This window comes from Caballeronia sp. AZ7_KS35 (assembly GCF_023631045.1).
Taxonomy (GTDB): domain Bacteria; phylum Pseudomonadota; class Gammaproteobacteria; order Burkholderiales; family Burkholderiaceae; genus Caballeronia; species Caballeronia zhejiangensis.
Genome location: NZ_JALQDV010000060.1, coordinates 108,896 through 127,691 on the forward strand (window position 1 = coordinate 108,896; position 18,796 = coordinate 127,691).

An 18,796-nucleotide genomic window follows, 5' to 3' on the forward strand; every position below is an offset into this window, starting at 1 on the left:
GCGGGCATGGATGGGCGTAGGGTCACGAGCATCCGTCGTCGCTCTCGAGCGCCGGGCCACGCATGCATTACTCACGAAGAGATACGCATCAACGCTTGTGGCATAATTTTTCTCACGCGGGCCCTTCAAGCGCGAAGCGACGGAGGCTTTCGAAGCGCCCGGTCCGAGAGAGATAAACAGTCCATGACCAGACTGCGTCCATGACGCCAAGGACCGACACGCATATGGACGACAACGAAGCAGATGCTCTCAAACTCGCCGATCCCAACCGCAAGGCAGCCCGCGTATCGATCCGCGAAGCGCAGCGGCAACTCACGAGAGAACGCCTGCTCGATGCGGCGTTCGAGGTGTTCAAGGAGGTGGGCTATCACACTGCGACGGTAGAAGACATCGTCAAGCGTGCGGGCTCGACCCGCGCCACCTTCTACCTGCATTTCAAGGACAAAACCGGCGTTGCCGCAGACCTCGGTCGACGCCTCGGTCCTCTCGACGCGAAGGATTACCACCGGCTCGACGCACTGGAACATCCGACCGTGAATAGCATACGCGGATGGGTCGCCGCTCGCATCAAGTCGAGAATCGAGAATAAGGTGATGCTCGAAGTGCTGAACGAAGCGGTGACGTCGGATACTCAGTTCGCCGAAGAGTACACGGCCTATCTGACGCGAGTCGCTTCACGCGTCATGGTGCGGACTTTGGCCCGCTGGCCGGAAGAAGAACGCGGTCACGTGCGCTCGAGAATCGTCTTGCTGATGATCATGCTACATCGCGTCGAATTCCATATTGCCTGCCAGGGGCTCGATCTCGGCGGCGAACCCGCAGTGGATGCGCTCGCAGACATGATGTGGAAGGAGTTATTCGCTTCGGCTGTGTCGTTGGCATTGCCGGTGCCGGGTGAAAGCGCTTAGGAACGAGTGAGAAACTTCCCTAAGTGGACGTGGCGGGTGCAAAGCGAGGCTGGTAAGATGCGATCCTTCTGGAGGACAGACGATGCAGGCTGGTTACCGGCCTCAGGTTGAAACGCGGGTGAAGGGGCTATACGCGCGGTTGTAATCTGGAAGAAGAAAACTGAATCCACTGGAGAGCGGATCCGAAAAAAGGGGCGTAAAAGCAGGTTAACGGACCATCCGGGTGGGACGCGGTATTTATGGACGTGGTGCGAGAGCATACGGCGGGTAATCCACAACACGGCGTCATCTGGACAGATCTGAAGCCACGCGAAATCGCACAGGCGATGACGCAGCAGGTGGGCGCACGGGTAAGCGTGCGAACGGTCCGGCAGCTGTTAAAACGCAACGTTTTTCCCGGCGACGATCCCAGCAAAAGAAGTCGTTAAAATCCCACGGGCAACGCGACGCGCAGTTTCGCCGTATTACGCTACTCAAGGCGCAATATCTCGAAGCCAGCCACCCGGTCATCAGCATCGATACGAAGAAAAAGGAGCTGCTGGGCAACTTCTATCTCGACGGCAAGCTCTACACGCGCGAACAGCTTGAAGTCCTCGACCACGATTTTCCGAGCTACAGCGAAGGCAGGGTCATTCCGCATGGGCTGTACGACATCGGCCTGAACAAGGCCCATGTGAACATCGGCGTGAGCCGTGACACGACGCAGCTTGCCTGCGACAGCGTGGCGCACTGGTGAGAAAACACGGTCGCGCCGATTATCCCCACGCCACACGGTTACTGCTGTTGTGCGATGGCGGAGGCAGCAACCCGAGTAATTCGTGGCTTTTCAAAGCCGATCTGCAAAATTGGCAGACCGGCTCGGACCGAAAATCTGGGTAGCTCACTATGCGCCATACTGCTCGAAACATAATCGGATTGAGCACCGCGTGTTTCCACACATCACGCGAGCCCGTGCTGACGTAGTGTTCTGCAGCGTCAGTCTAGTTCGGGAACTGATCGAAAAGGCCTGTACAAAAACCGGTCTGGAGGTTACTGCTGACATCCTTAACGGAGTTTATGAAGCCGGACGGACGGTCACCCGCCGCGCCTGCGCTTCACTCAACATCGAGTACGACTCAACCCTGCCTTCGTGGAACTACAGCATCCGCTCAAGGAACGGCGCATAGCGGGAGTTATTTCGAGCGCGTTCCTTAGAGCGTGTTAGGGACTTTCGTCAATGATATAATTCGGATATCAAAATTAACAACAAAGACGATGGCAACGCGAAGAGCCTATCCGACTGACGTATCCGACGACGAGTGGAGTTTCGTGGTTCCTTATCTGACGCTGATGGGCAGCAACGCGCCACAGCGCAAGTACGAGTTGCGGGAAATGTTCAATGCGCTACGCTGGCTCGTGAGGGCCGGGGCCGCGTGGCGCATGTTGCCGACGAATTTCCCTCCGTGGGAGCTGGTGTACCAGCAGACACATCGATGGCTGCAGGCCGGCTGCTTTGAGGCGATGGTCAGCGACATGCGTTCGATAGTGCGTGTTGCGCTGGGTCGGCAAGGCAAGCCCAGTGCGGTCATCTTAGATGGGCGCACCCTGCAGTCAACTTGCGAGAGCGGCGCTAGCGCGGGCTATGACGGCTATAAACGTAAGCGCGGCAGCAAGATACACATGGCGGTTGATACCCTGGGTCAGTTGTTTGCGGTATATGTGACTCCGGCCAGTGAACAGGAACGGGCCCAGGTTGTCGAGCTCGCCAGGCAGGTCCAGCAGGCGGCGGGGCACACCGTAAAGCTGGCGTTTGCCGACCAAGGGTACACTGGCCAGGAGCCCGCCCAGGTGGCGCAGGCCGAAGGCATCGAACTGCAGGTCATCAAATTAAGCGAGGCGAAAAAGGGTTTCGTACTCTTACCCAGACGATGGGTAGTGGAGCGCAGCTTTGGCTGGCTTAACCGCTTTCGAAGACTTGCGCGTGACTACGAGCGATTGCCCGAAACTCTCGCTGGCCTTCATTTCGTAGTCTTCGCAATGCTCATGCTGGTTCACGCAGCGCCAATAGTGCCGAGTTCCTAACACGCTCTAGCAACGCGAAAGCGCTTTTTCACCGGCGTTCTGCATGCTGTTATCCACGCGCATGCAGCCAACCGAGGGCGCGTCGTATCAATGCAATGGCGGAGCGATGCAACCGGTCACCGGTTGCAGGGTCGGCCAGTCCGGCGTCGGCGCGAGCCTTCGTGCCCTCGAGAATGATGCCCAGCTTGTAGCAGGCGAGTACCTCGAACCACAGAAGATGCGACAAATCCCGTCCGCTGCCCAGAGCGTAGTGCTCGATGAGTTCATCGCGGTGCGGAAAGCCCTCCCAGGGCGCGACCTTCAGGCTAAGCGGCCCGTCTCCGTTGCTGTCCGGCCACGCAGCCAGTAATCGGCCAACGTCGAGCAGCGGATCACCAAGCGTCGCCAGTTCCCAATCGAGTATCGCCGCTACCTTCGGCTGGTCGTTCTGGAACAACACGTTGGCAATATGGTAGTCACCGTGCATCACGCCGCGTTCCCAGCTTTGTGGACAATGCCCGGAGAGCCAGTTACCCAGCTCCTCAACCCCTTCGAGCGCCGCGGGTCCTTCCCACTCCGGGAATTGCGAATAGCTCTCGAGTTGTTTCGCCCAACGCGGCACCTGCCTTTCGATAAAGCCATCAAGCTTTCCAAAGCCGGCGAGACCTACGGCTATATGGTCGACCTTGCCCAGCGCCACGATGCCATCGACCAGCGCCAGCCCCAACGCCTTGCGCAATTCAGGTTCGGTGCCGAATCTGCCCGGCAGCGCGATTGATGCGTTGAAACCCTCCACGGCTTCAGTCAGGAGAAAACTGGTCCCGAGCACCGTTGGGTCGAAGCAGGCGCCAAGAAAGCGCGGGTGAGGCACGTCGGTCGAGCCCAATGCGCGCAATATCGTCGCTTCGCGTTGGATCGTTTCCTGCGCCTGCGGGCGCGCGTGCACGGCAGGCCGACGCAACACGAAAGAGTCTGCACCACGGCAGAATTTCAACAAGATGTTCTGTGTGCCGCCGCTCAACGGCTCGATCTCCGTTATCGGTCCATTTGCCAGCGCGACATGTTCGTCCATCCAGCGCGCCAGCACATCCACGTCGACCAGCGAACGGCTATTGATCACCGTATCCATCAGCGTCGTCTCTCCCATCAGGTATTGGGCAAATCAAGCCCTGACTGCCCGCATCGCAATCTACTGCGTGCGATCGCTGCCGCTTGTCCGCAGACGCGCAAGCCCTTGTCTTTGGCGTCGCTGTCGAAACAGTCGGGCGCGAGGCGGTGTCGACTCTCGACATGGATTGCTGCTCCGGAACATCGTGTATTCGCGTGCGGATAATTCAAGGCGCGGCGCTATGCAACACTGAGCGCTTCGCCATCGGCGACCGACTTCTTCGAACAGGACGCGCGAGTACTGCCATGAGAGACATTTTCCCCGTCCCTGCGTTTCAGGACAATTACATCTGGCTGATCTGTAAAGGGACATCCGCGGTGGTCGTCGATCCCGGCGATGCCGCTCCCGTGAAAGAAGCGCTCAGGCGCCGGGGCCTGACATTGACGGCGATACTCGCGACGCACCGTCACCCCGACCACGTAGGTGGAATCGCGGAACTGCTGGAGACGTGGCCGGTACCGGTGTACGGTCCAGCCGTGGAATCGATCAGCGTCGTCGATCATCCTGTCACGCATGGCGATCGCGTCGACCTGGACGCTGTCGATATGAAGTTGGCGGTACTGGACGTGGGAGGACACACACTCGGCCATATTGCCTATAGCGGCGACGGCGTGCTGTTCTGCGGCGACACACTTTTCGCGGGTGGATGCGGGCGCATTTTCGAAGGCACTGCGCCTCAAATGTGGAATTCGTTGTGCCGCCTCGCCGCGCTGCCACCCGCCACGAAAGTGTATTGCGCGCATGAATATACTGTTTCCAATCTGCGTTTCGCCGTGGCCGTCGAGCCTGGCAACGATGTCCTCAAGAGCCGGATTCAGGCCGCGAATGAATTACGCGCGGCGGCGCGACCTACGCTGCCAAGTACCATTTCACTCGAACTGGAGACCAACCCGTTCCTTCGCGTGAGCGCGACTGAAGTTGTGGCCGCAGCTGAAAGGTTTCGCGGCCACAAACTGAATAGCGACGCAGAGGTTTTTGGAGCGCTACGGGAATGGAAGAACGTCTTTTAGTCGGTTTTGATGTGATGGACGACTACCGCTACCCAACGCCCTTCAGAACGGATAGTGACGGGGCGCGGTCTGCATGGTGATCCAGCGCAGCTCGGTGAATTCGGCAATGCCAGCGTTGCCGCCGAAGCGCCCGAAGCCGCTTTCCTTCACGCCCCCAGATGGCATTTGCGCTTCATCGCGCACGGTCGGGCCATTGCCGTGGCACATGCCCGATTCAATGTGCTGCGCGACACGCCACCCACGTGCCGTATCGCGGCTGAACACCGCTGACGAAAGCCCGCATGCGTTGTCGTTGGTTCAGACAATCGCGGCGTCCCCCCATCAACGCGCAGAACTGCGCGCACTGCAAGACCTGCGATATTGAGGTCCCGCCGCAAAACATCATAGGGGCCATGCCAGAAGACGGCGGCAGCCCGATCTTTTCAACTTGGTCGGCCGAGAATCTGTCGATTCAAGAAGGGCGTAGCAAGCAATTTAGGGAGCAACCCATGCAGAGAGAAGTCGTTGTGGTCGCCGGTGTGCGAACAGCCATTGGTAAATTCGGCGGTAGTCTGAAGGACTTCTCGCCGACCGAGCTAGGCTCGGTTGTCGTGCGCGAAGTGTTGGCACGCGCGCGCGTGGCAGGCGATGAGGTTGGTCATGTCGTATTCGGGAACGTCATCGCAACCGAGCCGAAAGACTTCTATCTGGCGCGCGTCGCCGCTCTCGATGGCGGCATCTCCGAGGCGACGCCAGCCTTTACCGTGAACAGGTTGTGCGGATCAGGGCTGCAGGCAGTCATCTCCGCGGCGCAATCGATTTTGCTAGGCGATGCAGAGGTTGCGATTGGCGGCGGCGCAGAGAATATGAGCCGGGCTCCATACATGACGTCGGAAACTCGCTTCGGAGCCCGCATGGGCGATGCGCGTCTGGTCGACATGATGCTTGGCGCACTGAACGACCCGTTCCATGCGATTCCAATGGGAGTCACCGCAGAAAACGTCGCGCAGAAATATGGGGTCTCGCGCCAGGAGCAGGACGCGCTAGCGCTCGAATCGCATCATCGGGCAACACGTGCGATCGCCGAGGGACGCTTCAAGGACCAGATCATTGCGCTAACGCGACGCGTGAAAGGCCGGGAAGTCGTGTTCGATACCGACGAGCACGTGCGTCAGGACCTCAGTCCAGCGGATCTCAGCGAGATGCGCCCGGTCTTCCAGCAAGACAACGGGACAGTGACGGCCGGCAACGCTTCGGGAATCAACGATGCGGCGGCAGCGGTGCTGCTGATGGAACGCAAGTCAGCCGAAGCACGGGGACTCCAGCCGATGGCGCGGCTGGTTTCATACGCGCATGCCGGTGTCGATCCGCGCTACATGGGCATTGGCCCCGTACCCGCCACTCGCATCGCGCTAGAGCGCGCCGGCCTGAAGATCGGCGATCTTGACGTTATCGAAGCGAACGAGGCGTTTGCTGCGCAGACGTGTGCAGTGCAGCAGGAATTGCAGCTCGACTCGCGCAAAGTCAATCCGAACGGATCGGGTATCTCCCTTGGCCACCCGATTGGTGCGACCGGCGCGCTCATTACGGTCAAGGCGCTTCATGAATTGAAGCGAATCGACGGCCGCTATGCCCTCGTGACAATGTGCATTGGAGGTGGGCAAGGTATAGCGGGCATTTTTGAGAGATTCCAATGACGGGGATACGAGACCTCACGCAAGAGAAGAAATATCGCAACTGAAACGGTAGGGATCATCGCAGCGGGCACCATGGGCAGCGGCACGGCTCAGGTCGCCTCGGTGTCCGGATTAAACGTCGAGATGATTGACATCTGGAGCCTTGAGGAAGGGAATGGCGACTCTGACGTTCAGCCTCGATCCGCTGGTCGCAAATGAAAAACTCGACCGGCAATGCCCTCGGAGGTGCTTGGACGTATTAACCTCCACTGACTACCGTCGGCGTCCCGATTGAACAGGTCAAACGTGACAGCCAGATACAGCCAACCTCGTCGGTCCAGATATAGATCGCGCGATGCGGCGCTCAAGAGGGAAGTCCGATCCCACCGATGCTGAGAACGCTGTATGTGCGGTCCTCTCGGAGAGAGCTATGGCTATTCCAAAGGAGCAGTCCGGTGCCGCCGAGGCGATTCGAGCGGTCTGCATTGCCAGGCGCAGCGCGGTAAAGGCCAAGACGCAGGCTATCAACCAGTTACGGGCCTTGCTCGTGAGCGCCCCCAGGAAATCCGTGAGCGCCCTCTGAAGCCGTTGCCGATTTGTTCGAATACATCGAAGTGTTTGATAGCCGCAGTCGTCGTCATTCGTCGCTCGGACTCGTATCCCCGACTCAGTTCTTACAGGACTGGCACAAAGCTCAACAGACAAAGGAAACGGCTGCATAACCCGGGCCTCTGGAAGGCGAAAAACAAAGGGAACTCAGAGTTCGTTACCGGCCGACGAGCACGATCCACTGATTATTTTTGCTGCAGGAGCCACCAATTGGACTTCTCCCAACACATACGGCAAAAGGCCGCAAATGCTGCCAATGCCGAGGACGCGGACATCTGGCGATGGCTTGCCAGTCTCGTTGAAGAGCGTCGTATTCGCTGGTGCTGCGCTGACGGTAGTTGGCTGGTGAGCGTTGATCACCGTCATATCGCCACGGAAAAAAGCTTTGACGATGCGATTCGTGCAGCTAAACGGTGCGATCTCAGGGTCGGTGACGAAACGAGTCGAAAGGCGTTTCCAAGGCGACGAATTGGCTCGCCGAAACTTTAAGGGCGACAAATCTCGACTTAGTAGTACTACAGCCGTAGATGCGCCGGGAGCACACCGCCGCGTCGTCGATAATGACACTGCTGGGCTCGGTACTGATGTCGGCGCCGCCATATTGACCACGACATCACATGCTCGACGGAGTGCAGCGTTCGCCATATCAGGCGACACAATAATCGGCGGATCTCCTGGATGCTGAATGGCAATGAACCTTCAGCCGTTTTTTTTGGCCTGCGCTCTCAGGCCAGCAAGTACCGCGTGCGCCAGCAACGCCATAGTGACGTGGCGGTACCAGCCCTGCCAGCGACGCACCTCATATTGGTCGAGGCCGCACGCACCCTTGGCGGCTTCAAAGCCGACTTCGATCTCCCATCGCCTGCCAGCGACGTTGACGAGAGTCTGACGGGTGACCTTGCTGCGGGGCGCGTAGACGACGAAATACGCGTGCTCGCGATTCTCGTCAAGACTGCGGCGTACCAGCAAATAATGACCAAAGCGACGCTCCTCGGCGCTCAACTGCAGGCGCCACAACGGCGTAAGTGCCCAGTCATACAGACGCGCGCCTTTTGCGCCGATTCCGGCCGAGAGACGGCGCCAAGCCTGCGGTGGCAAGGCTTGTGCAATCTTGTCGGCGCGCATAGTAGTCGGGCCTTGCCACCACAGTGGTTCGTTCTTCTTCACCGCCAGCACGAATGGCTGCGTGCGCGACTCAAGCCACTGCCGCAAAGGACGATCACCGCCATACACCTCATCGCCGGTTACCCAGCCGCAGGGTACTCCCGCGTCGAGCGCCCGTTCAAGCATTTGGCGCGCGAGCTGCGGCTTGGTTGCAAATCCCACCGTCTCTGGGACGCCCGCAACCTTGCAGCGAAGACGATCGTCGATCCATGACTGAGGCATATACAGCTCGCGGTCAATAAATGCGCTCGCTCCATTGCCCGCATAACAGAGAAACACACCGATCTGGCTATTCTCGATACGACCTGCTGTACCACTGTACTGGCACCGACGCTGCAAAAACCCGCTCGCCACTGCGCGAGATGATGGGGGAACAGGCCGCGCTCGCGACACCAGCCGTTCAACGCTTCGTCGACCAACCCGTGGCTCTCCTGCAAGGCCTTCAGCCGTTCTTCCAGCGACCAGTCTTCCGGACGTCTTGCGTGTCCGGAGCTCGAGCTCCGGTTCGCGGCGGCGGCCCCTCTCATCCATTTCCTCAATGTCAGTACGTTCACATTTAATTCGTCGGCCACCGCTCCAACTGTTCGGTCACCGCGCTGCAGGACCTTCGACAGTGCCTGCTCTTTGAACTCAACAGAATACGTTTGTTTCGCCTTCAACTTGTACCTCTGACTCTTCTTGATAAGAAAGTTCAGAGGCGACAACTACTATGACGCCGGGGGACTTGGTTCTTGAGCTTGCCATGTGCTACCAAGGTTCGAAAGCGCTGACACAGTCGCTTTTGCGCCGACCAGGCGATCTCCTGGATTTCGGGGGCCGTACGCTCTGCGCGCCGCTGAAGGATCGCGGTCTTTCGTGCAGCATGACGATAAGTCCACGCTGCTTCGACGAGTACTCGGCGGACATGGCTGTTGCCGGTCTTGGTGATGCCACCGCGGCGCTCGCGCTTGCCGCTGGAATGTGCGCTAGGCACTATCCCCAGATACGCCATCAGTTGGGGCGCATCGGCGAACCGTGTGAGATCACCGAGCTCCGCGACTACGGTCACCGCGGCGAGCAGACTGATGCCACGCAGCGCCATCAACGCCTCGATCACCGACCCAGCCGGGCTGGCATATGCAGCCGTTTCGACTTCGCGGTCAAGGCTTGTTACGTGCCGGCCACACGCTTGCACGGTGTCGATATATTCCTGCAGCACGATCTGTTGCTCCGGTCGGGCAAACTTAATGCCTTCCAGCCAACGCCAGTGCGGTTGGGTCCACCGGGAGCGACCCGCGTAGCGTTAGCCATGCGAGACAGAAACGACAACGGCCGTTGCTTGGCTTGGCGTTGCAAATGCTTCATGTCTTCACGCGCACGGGTCAGATCGCGCAGCGCCTCCTGTGCCTCATCCGGAATCCACACGGGACTCAACTCGCCGGCGCGATGCAGGCGCGCCAGGCTTAGGGCATCGCGTCGGTCAGTCTTCACGCGTTCGCCTGGCTTCTTCGGAATCAGCGAGGGCGCGACGACTTGGCAGTCCTGCTTTAACTCGCGCAGCTGTCGGCAAATTATATAGCCGCAAGGGCCGGCTTCGTAGCAGAATGCCAGCCGTCCCCTGCCGCGCTTGATCTGTGCCACCAGTTTCGCGATGGCCTCGGGCGTCTTCGCGATCTCGCCCATATACCGCACGTCGCCAGCCGTGTCGGCGACCGCCACAGCAATCGATTCCTGATGGACGTCCAGCCCCACATACTTGCTTCTATGAGCTTCTAGTTGTCAAGGCGTTTTTCGCGATCCGTTAGTTCGCGCCGTTCACCTGCGTTTTGTTTTGAAGCCGTTCATCGCGCACGTAAGACTCCAACGTCTTACCGCCTTCTATCCGCTGGCGCGTCCTGGCCAGCCTTATCCTGATGCGCGTTACGCTGGAAACCATCACCAGGAACATGCCCCATCTAAAGAATCGGTTGCGTGCGCAACCCAGCAAGTACACGGGCATGTTCACTTCAAATCGGGGTGTCTGTGCGGCGTGTGCTATTTACTGCCTAGCTAAACCTAACCATTCTTCCTGTCAAACCTGAAGGGCTCATGTAGTCTTTAGCTGTGCGCCCTTGGGTATCACGCCGTCCTTCAGATAGCGCCACAGCGCAATCGCGAGGCGCCGTGCGACCGCGACGATCGCAATCCGTCGCGCCCGGCGGTTCGGTCCCGTGCCCTGTGTGCGCTGGTTGAACCACTGCGTGAGTGCGCTGTCGGGCTGGTAGCGCAGCCAGAACCACGCCAATTCAACCAGTAACGCGCGCACCCGCCGGTTGCCTTGTTTGCTGATTCCCTGGTCGACCTGGCTCTCGCCGCTGTCGTAGGGCTGTGGCACCAGCCCGACGCAGGCCCCCACCTCGCGCCGGTTGTGGAAGTCCCTCCAGAACAACTCCAGCGCGAGGCGCGACGCGCCCACTTCGCCAATTTCCTTGAGACGCGCGAGGTCATCGCTGCGCTTGCGCGCGGACGCCGGTACGCTCGCTTGCCGCGTCTTCTCCAGCACCGCCAGTTGCCGCCGCGCGAGCGCCAGCCGTTCGCACTCGCGCAGCAACCGCTCGCGCAATTCAGGCGGTAGCGGAGTGCCGTCGTGGCACCGCACCTCGTCCCGTGCGAGGCGATCGGCGAAAGCCTTGTCATCGACCTGGCGCGAGCAGCCTGCCGTGCATACGGTCGCACAGTCGCAAGCCGCCGCGCGCCTTCAGGCGGTATTGGATCTGATCGAGGCACACAAACAGAAGTGGTCATTGCCGGAGGACGTCCGAATCGTCGTTAGCTACGAGGCCTCATCCCAGCAGCCCAGTGTGACCAACAGTTTGCGCATCCGGTCGCGATGCTGCAGCACTTCCTTCTGCAGTTCTCCTCGATCGCGCATCGACTGCCGCGACGCCTCGTCCTGGGCCGACGGCACGTGAACTACGTGCATTCGGTCGCGCTCACCGCGCAGCCATGCACGAAGGTTGATCACCAGTTTGATGACATCGAGCCGATCGGTCTTTGCGCGCCGCTTATGGCGCTCGACCGGAATGCTGGCCGGATCAACGACGTAGCACTCGACGTGTCGCGCCTGCAGCGCGCGATAAATCCAGAACGCGTCCTGGCCGGCCGTCGTGTAGCGCGACCTTCCATTTCGCCGCCGCCAGTTCGAGCGACACCGCCAGCACCAGTTCTTCGCCACCCGTCGTGAACGTCTGATCCGTGCGCATGATGCTCTCCTTTGAACAGGACTCGACACGCTGATTTTACGTATCAGATCGTCGACGCCCCCTTGCTCATAGGATCTAAACTCGTTCATGACCTGCCCCCTCAATGCGGCTCTGAGCCGCGGTGTAGCCCACCTCAAGCTTAATCCGCGTAACCTTGAGGTGCGGCAGGTCCATACATGATGTCTAGTGATTGGCCACGCGCTCCCGCCGCCCCCCAAAATCAGCGACCGCTGGGATCCCCAGACCACGAGCCGAAATGAGCCTGGCACTGCTCACGCAGCAATCCGATCATTGGTGAATACCCCCTTTGACACAGGTCTGGTACCGATGGTTTTCTGGGGCTCCTATGAGCCACGGGCGGAAGCCAAAACACCGGCCCTCGCCTTGATCCCGATGGATGACTGGCGTACACCAGTTCTGCAACCAGATGAGCGAAAAACCGGATGCATTGCTCATGCGCGTCGACGTCGTGCGGGTGGGTTGAATTGCTTCAGCTAAACAGAGTAAGACCTGGGGGGAGACTGTTTCTCTTGATCTTGGCCTTTCAATGGATGACACGTTTATTGCGCCCTACGCTTCGCGAGGCTGAGATTAAGAATCTCCGGAGGCGCCACCATTAGCCTTGGACGTCACAGTCTACTCGAACAGCGCCAGAAGGAAGGCCGCTTCGTCCGCGGGCGAACTCATCCGTACCCATAGCAACGCATGAATTTGCTCTATGCTCGATAAGTCATGCACGGTGATGCGGTCCGGCGCCCCTGGTAGCGCTCCAAGATGTTCCTTCTGCTGTCGGTCTGCGAACCTTTCAGGTCAGCCGAGCATCGCGAGCGCGCTCGCGAGCACCGCGTGCTTGAATGCCTTGTTCCGCCTGGGCAATGCTGAAAACGGGCTTAGGACGTGCCCATAGGAAACAGTCTTGCTTATCCCATTTACCAGCAGCATGAACATGATCTGCGGGTCTTGCGGCGGCACCGCACCTTCGTCGATCGCCTCGGCGAGAAGCGGCACGAGAACGTCGTGATAAGGCCGCACAAGATGCTCGATCAGAACGTCGAGGCGCGCGCCGCTCTCTGTCGCCGCAGTCGAAAAGAACATGCCTACGTCAGGCGTCGAAAACACCTGATCGATCAGGATTGACACGGCCGCCTCGACGCGCTGCCGCGTGGTCAACCCCGTGTCATTGCGCAACGTACCCGTCTTCTCGATCATCGGTGCGGCCTCGTCGGCGATCCGTTCCACCACGGCCAACCACAGAGACTCTTTCGACCCGAAATGATGCGCGATCAGCGCCGGGTCTACCGCTGATGCCTTGGCGATCTCGCGCACGCTGGTCGCTTCATAGCCGCTCCTCGCAAAGGCTATGCGCGCATTGCGCAAGAGCGAATCCGCAGCGCCCGTGTCGTTGCTGGCAGGACGCCCGCGCGCACGCCGCGGTGTGACAGTCACGGCTGGCTCGGCGTGGTCTTTCGACATTTTCATCGATTGCGGGTGAGCGTGGTCCTGGGGAAGTGCGAAATTCTAACCTCAATAGCTCTGCGTATCACTGCAACGCGTTGTTTGACATTGATTCGTGGAAAACGTAGTATCACAATAATTCATCACTTGTAGAATTATTTTCATGAGGCGAAGCAAACGAATAGTCATTGTTGGGGGCGGTATTGCCGGACTTATGCTCGCGACAAAGCTAGGCGATACGCTCGGCCGCAGTGGCCGGGCGCAAGTCACGCTGATCGACAAGAGCGCCACGCACATCTGGAAGCCGATGCTGCACACTATCGCCGCAGGCACACGCGACGTGCAACAACAGCAGGTGATCTATCTCGCCCATGCGCGGGAACACGGCTTCGACTATCAGCCTGGCGAAATGGAAGGCCTCGACCGAGATGCGCGCGTGGTCAGGCTAGCCGAACTCAGGGCGCCGTCGAGTGAGGTCGTGATCGGCTCCCGTACCGTCGAATACGATGTGCTGGTTCTCGCGCTCGGCAGCCGCGCGAACGATTTCGGCACGCCGGGCGTGCCGGAGCATTGTCATTTCATCGACAGCCAGGCGCAGGCCGAAGCGTTCAACGAAGCGCTACGTATCCGTATCTTCAAGAGTGTCGTATCGAATAGCCCGTTGCGCGTGTCGATCGTCGGAGCGGGAGCGACGGGGGTCGAGCTGGCCGCGGAATTGAGTCGCCTGCTCGAAGTGGCGGGGAGCTATGGAGATCCGGACATCCGCTCGCGGCTCAGTCTGACCTTGTACGAAAGCGCTCCGCGCATACTTGCGGCATTTCCTGCCGCAGTGTCGGAGTCGAGCGAGGCGCAGTTGCGGCGCATCGGCTTCAATGTGCGCACAGGCACACGCGTCACTGCTGCCGGGCCCGATGGATTCACGCTTGGCGACGGCAGCAAGCAGCCTGCCGACCTCATGGTGTGGGCGGCCGGCGTAAAGGCGCCTGAATTTCTGGGCAAGCTGGGCGGAATCGCCTCTAACCGCTCGAATCAGATCAGCATTCGGGCAACGTTGCAGACGCTCGACGACGATCACATGTTCGCTCTCGGCGACTGTTCGACACTGACACTCACAGGTGCTGAGCGCCCGCTCGCACCCACGGCCCAGGTCGCTACACAACAGGCGCGCTTCCTCGCTCGTCACCTGCCCGACTGGCTCACCACAGGCAGACTGCCCGACTTCGCCTTTCACGATTTCGGCGCGCTCGTCTCGCTCAGTGATTACAACGCGTTTGGCACGCTCGGCCAGTTTGGCTTCTTTCGCGGCGGATTCATCAAGGGACGCTTTGCGCAGCTTAGCCACGCGATGCTGTACCGGCAACATCAACAGGCATTGCACGGATTCGGCAAGGCGACGCTCCTGTGGACCGCCGAGCGGATCAACGGGCTCGTGCAGCCAAGCATACGGTTGGCCTGACCGCGGAGCATCCTTCAGAGGGTATGAACGTGGATCACCATGACAGCAGCAGCGTGGCATGGCAAAGCGCCGTCGACCAGCTCGACGCCCGATGCGCGCATCAACTCGCAGCACAGGTCTGGGAATTTATGAGTTCGCAGACGACGAGTCGTGTGGCGAATCGCCAGGGGGCCGTCTCGCTTGCCCTTCTCGAACGGATCAGCCCACGAACGGTAACTGTCTCATGGAGCGATCCACAAGGTTGCAAATATGGCGAGCAGTTGTGGCGCGTTGCGTCGGCAAAACGCGCCGGCCTCTGCGTGCTCACCGGCCAGCTCATTGCTAAGGGAGAGGCAATCTATCGCCCCTGCAAGACCGCTCGTCCTCCAATGAACGCCAATGCGATGATGCTTGCGACGGCGTTGGAAATACGCTTGCCCTCCGAAGAAACGGCATCTGGTTCAGCCAGGTGACCAACGAAAAAGTTCACAGACCGGGAAAGGCATTCTTGCGATCACGCTGTACACATTAACGCTTCGCATCTCAAGCGGTAGGCTTAATCGCGTTCATAAAATAAAGAAACGTGTCGCTTATCGAGTGCCGCAGGGACGCGGCAGTATGAGCGGCTCAAAACCTCTCAAAACGTCGACCAGGTGTATCGGCTGCTAGCAGATTCCATGGTCTACGACAAACAGAGTTGACGAGTGCGGACCGGCTGAAACCGTGGAAACCCTGCCCGCGAGCGCAATGCACCTCCGGTTAACGGCCGTTCACTGCATCCTTGAACGCCTTACCAGCGGTGAACTTCACCGTTTTTGCCGCTGCAATCTGTATTTCTTCGCCGGTGGCCGGATTTCGGCCTACGCGCGCGGCGCGGGCCCCGGTCGAAAACGAGCCGGAGCCGATCAGTTGCACCGTGCCGCCCTTCGTCACTTCCGCGGTAATCGCCGTCATGAACGCGTCGATCGTCTCGCCCGTTGCAGCCTTGCTTTCGCCCGTCTTGGTCGCAATAGCATCGATCAGTTCATGCTTCGTCATCGTTTATTCCTTTCCTCAAGTGGGTTGACGTCACCACCCTACCCGATCGCAGCGTTTTCACGCAACCGGGGAGCAGTCGCGCGCTACCGCGGTACCGCCGGGCCAGTCGTATCAGTCTGCCGTTGAGGCGGTCCCGCGACCGGTGGCCGACCGACGGTGTTCGAGCTCGGCGCGGGTCCGCTCGATCTCGGCGGCGATCAGAGTCTCATCGGAAGCACCGTCTGGTACTCGGCCGCAAGAATCTTGTTCGGCAGGTTGTCGAGCGCATAGCGCGCCTCGGCCGCACCTTTTTGAGCACACAGGATCAGCCCAACCGGCGGATTTTCGCCTGGCTTGACCCAGTGCTCGCGCGCGTAATTCAGATAGAGATGCATCTGGCCGGCATCGGCATAGCTGAATTTGCCCGCCTTCAGGTCGATGATCACCAGACATCGCAGGCGGCGGTGGAAGAACACCAGATCGACACGAAACCAGGTGTCGTCAATCCTCAGACGCCGCTGCCGGCCGACAAACGCAAAGTCGTCGCCGAGTTCGAGCAGGAAGTCCGTAAGGCGCTGGATCAGCGCGGCCTCGAGCTGTGACTCCGAGTACTCATCCTTAAAATCTAGAAACTCGAGGACAAACGGATCGCGGATCGCCTGCTCGGGCGTCAGCTCCCCGCCCAGCTGAGCATCGGCTGCCTTCCTGAGCAGGGCCGCCTTGTTTCGCGACAGCGCGAGCCGTTCATAGAGCTGGCTACCGATCTGCCGGTCGAGCTGCCGCACGGACCAGCCTTCACGCAGCGCCTCGGTTTCATAGAATGTGCGCGCGTCGGCAGTTTTCACGGAGAGCAGACGCACGTACGCGGACCACGGCAGCGCAAACGCCCGTGCGATGGCGCTGAGCCCCGGGCCGTTTTGCGCGGCCAGACTGGACACCGATTGCCCTGCAGAAAGTGCAGACACCGTCTGCACCATTGAAGCATCGGCCGATTGTGCAGACAGTGTCTGCACAATCCGCTCAATTGGCCACGCCAGGTAAAACGCCCGCATCTGCGCAAGGTTCCGTCCGCCGAAGCCACGTCCGAGCCTCACCGAAAGATCCGCGCCCAGCCGTCGGATCAACGCCTCGCCGTAGGTGGCGCGCTCGGCCCCGCCCTGCTCAAATTCGACAATGCGCCGGCCGATCGCCCAGTAGCTCGCAGTCATGATCGCGTTGACACTGCGCGCCGCAGCCGCGCGCGTCGCCGCAACGACGTCCGCGATGTCCTGCCGCAGTTCGGCGTACGCGATCGGCTCAATGCCGTCTTGTGTCATAACGCGGTCACCGCATGCCTAATGGCCGTACCGACAACGGATCCCTCTCTGTGCATATTGAGCGCCTGCAATGCGAAATGAAACTGGCACCGTACCGCATCGCCGGCGCCGCTGGCAAGCCCGGTCACGCATGTGTCGCGGGGGCCCTGCCCGCTCGCGCTACGATCTGATGCAGCGGGAGAAACCGGCGGGGCGATCCTCGACATCCCACGCCCTGACCGCGTTCGCCCTTCGAAAACCGGGTTGGAGCCGGGCGCTTAATTTCAGCTGCACCAACCGCGATGTTTTACGGCGCGGCTCACACCATTGCGGTGAGTATTTCTGATCAGGGAAAAGCGCAGCCGTCGATGGGGTGCCTCGGTCGCCGAGTTGTAGCCGGTACGCTCGGCACCTCGCCTATCCGGGAACGCGACACTGCGGCGATCGCACGATCCCGTTTGCCAGGACCCGGAACACGTTTCGTCTCTGCCAGCCCCATCCAATTCTGATAACCCGTGTTAGCAGGATTGACGAATTTCCCCCACGCCTCGATGCGGGCCGTCTGCACCACACGCAGGTGCCTCGCCCCTCGGGACGAAAACCGCCTCTGCGCTGAAAATCCGTTGCCGATCAATCAATGTCCAGAAACGAAGGGGCGGATAGCCCCAACAATCCGACCCTTCACTTTTCGTGTCCAAGCCGGTAGTTTTCCGTTTGACCCTGCGGGGACGCCCGCCCGGCAGCCCTTGCGGGAAGATTCCGCATGCCGCCAACGCGCTCTCGATTCCCCGCATGCGCTACAAGACTGAAAGTTTCTACGTAGAAACGAGCGTTCGCGGATCCGTCGCCAAAGCCAAGTGCCTTTCCGACTGGCCGCCCTATCGGTAACACGAACGCGCGGCGTCATCAACGCACTTTTGACCCGTGGACGGAAGGTCAAAGCTTTCCCGTGCCGTGAAACTGCCAGCAGCGGCTATGCGGGATAGATCAAGCTATTAAAATCGCCGCGGGCGTAACCCAGCCATAGGTGACGCAAGCGGTCCCACCTCTCGACTTTTCCTTCGCGGGACAAAAAATGCCGCGCCAACTTCCGGAACTCCGACGCTCCCAGGTTCTGTGAGCGGCCGCCGCTGTTGTACCTGTAATCATCTACGAAAAACGTAAGAGTGGACTCGATAACTGTCACGCTACCCGAGCTTTTCTTGCTCACTTCGCGACGTTCAACGCGTGCCGCTACGCCCTTACCCTCGTAGCGGCGCAGTTGCTCATACAAGTCCCGAGATCCCCGTTGCGCGCCAAGTGAGCCCGGCCTCGCCGACTCTTCTAGCCGGACTCCGTTTCATGCATCCCTGCGCTTCGGCTTGTACACGCTTAATCGGTCAACGCGACGGAAAATTTAGGTCTCCGGGACGCTTTTACTGAAAAATTTTTCGGCATTCCAAGTTGTCCAGAAACGTGAACCGCGACGATTGTAGCGCGGGACGCGGCGTGTGCCGCGCGCGCAGGAAATTCAGGTGGCCTTCTAGGGTGGTATTAATCCTGATGAGTCGTAGTAAGGGTTTGCGTTTAATGGTCGGCGTGGACTGGCTCAGGTGGCCCTAGGGTAGACAGTCAAATAACATGCCGATCTGATAAATAGGACCTGTTCGCTAAAACGCTCTAACGAAAAATCAGTCGTCGTGGGATTGAGCTTCGGATGGGCTGAGAAATTCGTCCGTCTTGCGGTCTAGCCTTCCGAGAATTGTCAAAGCAAAATTGAAATGTCGTACCACCGGCTAAATACAGATGTCGTGTTTTTGATGTGTGATTGGCTCTGTTT

Annotated in this window: 12 protein-coding genes and 11 pseudogenes; 13 read left to right on the forward strand and 10 right to left on the reverse strand. The window is 59.6% G+C overall.

Going from position 1 to position 18,796, the window contains the following annotated elements:
* Positions 1-224: 224 nt before the first annotated feature.
* The 4 genes and pseudogenes from NCT05_RS32880 to NCT05_RS32890 all read left to right on the forward strand — a co-directional run bounded on the left by NCT05_RS32880 (position 225) and on the right by NCT05_RS32890 (position 2,969).
* On the forward strand, positions 225-908 hold the full coding sequence (locus NCT05_RS32880) for a TetR/AcrR family transcriptional regulator (RefSeq protein ID WP_250504229.1): 684 nt from the start codon (positions 225-227) through the stop codon (positions 906-908).
* A gap of 289 nt (positions 909-1,197) precedes the next feature.
* Positions 1,198-1,644, forward strand: coding sequence for an ISAzo13-like element transposase-related protein (locus NCT05_RS37100; RefSeq protein ID WP_350030107.1), 447 nt, complete (start codon positions 1,198-1,200; stop codon positions 1,642-1,644).
* Positions 1,641-2,074 (forward strand): annotated as a pseudogene (locus tag NCT05_RS37105) (ISAzo13-like element transposase-related protein). Before NCT05_RS37100 ends, NCT05_RS37105 begins: the two are co-directional and overlap by 4 nt.
* An 88-nt stretch (positions 2,075-2,162) precedes the next feature.
* Positions 2,163-2,969, forward strand: a complete 807-nt coding sequence (locus tag NCT05_RS32890) for an IS5 family transposase (RefSeq protein ID WP_250504231.1) — start codon at positions 2,163-2,165, stop codon at positions 2,967-2,969.
* Between the two features lie 49 nt (positions 2,970-3,018).
* Here NCT05_RS32890 and NCT05_RS32895 read toward each other — a convergent pair whose 3' ends face one another.
* Positions 3,019-4,077 (reverse strand): phosphotransferase family protein, encoded by a 1,059-nt coding sequence (locus NCT05_RS32895; RefSeq protein WP_250504232.1) that lies wholly within the window; start codon positions 4,075-4,077, stop codon positions 3,019-3,021.
* A 284-nt stretch (positions 4,078-4,361) separates the two neighbouring features.
* On the opposite strand from NCT05_RS32895, the gene gloB reads away from it, so the two are divergent.
* On the forward strand, positions 4,362-5,126 hold the full coding sequence (gene gloB / locus NCT05_RS32900; protein WP_250504233.1) for a hydroxyacylglutathione hydrolase: 765 nt from the start codon (positions 4,362-4,364) through the stop codon (positions 5,124-5,126).
* A 42-nt stretch (positions 5,127-5,168) separates the two neighbouring features.
* Here the strand turns inward: gloB and NCT05_RS37110 are convergent.
* Positions 5,169-5,420: pseudogene (locus NCT05_RS37110) on the reverse strand (aldehyde dehydrogenase family protein); the annotation flags it as partial.
* Between NCT05_RS37110 and NCT05_RS37290 the strand changes: the two are divergent.
* The 6 genes and pseudogenes from NCT05_RS37290 to NCT05_RS32925 all read left to right on the forward strand — a co-directional run.
* Positions 5,408-5,497, forward strand: a pseudogene (locus NCT05_RS37290) (4Fe-4S dicluster domain-containing protein); the annotation flags it as partial. The pseudogenes NCT05_RS37110 and NCT05_RS37290 sit on opposite strands and share 13 nt — an antisense overlap.
* Before the next feature lie 117 nt (positions 5,498-5,614).
* Positions 5,615-6,802 (forward strand): beta-ketothiolase BktB, encoded by a 1,188-nt coding sequence (gene bktB / locus NCT05_RS32910; protein ID WP_250504246.1) that lies wholly within the window; start codon positions 5,615-5,617, stop codon positions 6,800-6,802.
* Between the two features lie 57 nt (positions 6,803-6,859).
* Positions 6,860-7,000 (forward strand): hypothetical protein, encoded by a 141-nt coding sequence (locus NCT05_RS32915; protein WP_502801817.1) that lies wholly within the window; start codon positions 6,860-6,862, stop codon positions 6,998-7,000.
* Positions 7,001-7,127: 127 nt separating this feature from the next.
* Positions 7,128-7,366, forward strand: a pseudogene (locus tag NCT05_RS37115) (IS110 family transposase); the annotation flags it as partial.
* Positions 7,363-7,503, forward strand: a pseudogene (locus NCT05_RS32920) (IS3 family transposase); the annotation flags it as partial. The pseudogenes NCT05_RS37115 and NCT05_RS32920, both read left to right, overlap by 4 nt.
* Positions 7,504-7,600: 97 nt before the next feature.
* Complete coding sequence (locus NCT05_RS32925; RefSeq protein ID WP_250504236.1) at positions 7,601-7,879, forward strand: hypothetical protein; 279 nt, start codon at positions 7,601-7,603, stop codon at positions 7,877-7,879.
* A 210-nt stretch (positions 7,880-8,089) separates the two neighbouring features.
* On the opposite strand, the pseudogene NCT05_RS32930 reads toward NCT05_RS32925, so the two are convergent.
* The 6 genes and pseudogenes from NCT05_RS32930 to NCT05_RS32960 all read right to left on the reverse strand — a co-directional run.
* Positions 8,090-8,878, reverse strand: a pseudogene (locus NCT05_RS32930) (IS701 family transposase); the annotation flags it as partial.
* A gap of 128 nt (positions 8,879-9,006) precedes the next feature.
* Positions 9,007-9,258 (reverse strand): annotated as a pseudogene (locus NCT05_RS32935) (transposase); the annotation flags it as partial.
* 17 nt (positions 9,259-9,275) lie between these two features.
* Positions 9,276-10,285: pseudogene (locus tag NCT05_RS32940) on the reverse strand (IS110 family RNA-guided transposase); the annotation flags it as partial.
* A 334-nt stretch (positions 10,286-10,619) separates the two neighbouring features.
* A pseudogene (locus NCT05_RS32945) lies at positions 10,620-11,213 on the reverse strand (transposase); the annotation flags it as partial.
* Between the two features lie 141 nt (positions 11,214-11,354).
* Positions 11,355-11,775, reverse strand: a pseudogene (locus NCT05_RS32955) (IS110 family RNA-guided transposase); the annotation flags it as partial.
* A gap of 810 nt (positions 11,776-12,585) precedes the next feature.
* Entirely contained in the window at positions 12,586-13,254 is a 669-nt protein-coding gene (locus NCT05_RS32960) for a TetR/AcrR family transcriptional regulator (protein ID WP_250504237.1), read from the reverse strand.
* Between the two features lie 139 nt (positions 13,255-13,393).
* On the opposite strand from NCT05_RS32960, the gene NCT05_RS32965 reads away from it, so the two are divergent.
* Positions 13,394-14,686 carry an NAD(P)/FAD-dependent oxidoreductase gene (locus NCT05_RS32965; protein ID WP_250504238.1) on the forward strand — a complete coding sequence of 431 codons (1,293 nt, stop codon included), beginning with the start codon at positions 13,394-13,396 and terminating at the stop codon, positions 14,684-14,686.
* 23 nt (positions 14,687-14,709) lie between these two features.
* Positions 14,710-15,138: a DUF3331 domain-containing protein gene (locus tag NCT05_RS32970; protein ID WP_250504239.1), complete on the forward strand. Its 429-nt coding sequence runs from the start codon at positions 14,710-14,712 to the stop codon at positions 15,136-15,138.
* A 286-nt stretch (positions 15,139-15,424) separates the two neighbouring features.
* Here NCT05_RS32970 and NCT05_RS32975 read toward each other — a convergent pair whose 3' ends face one another.
* Together NCT05_RS32975 and NCT05_RS32980 are read right to left on the reverse strand one after the other, a co-directional pair.
* Positions 15,425-15,703, reverse strand: coding sequence for an HU family DNA-binding protein (locus NCT05_RS32975; RefSeq protein WP_250504240.1), 279 nt, complete (start codon positions 15,701-15,703; stop codon positions 15,425-15,427).
* A 111-nt stretch (positions 15,704-15,814) separates the two neighbouring features.
* Positions 15,815-16,998 (reverse strand): annotated as a pseudogene (locus NCT05_RS32980) (PDDEXK nuclease domain-containing protein).
* Between the last annotated feature and the right edge of the window lie 1,798 nt (positions 16,999-18,796).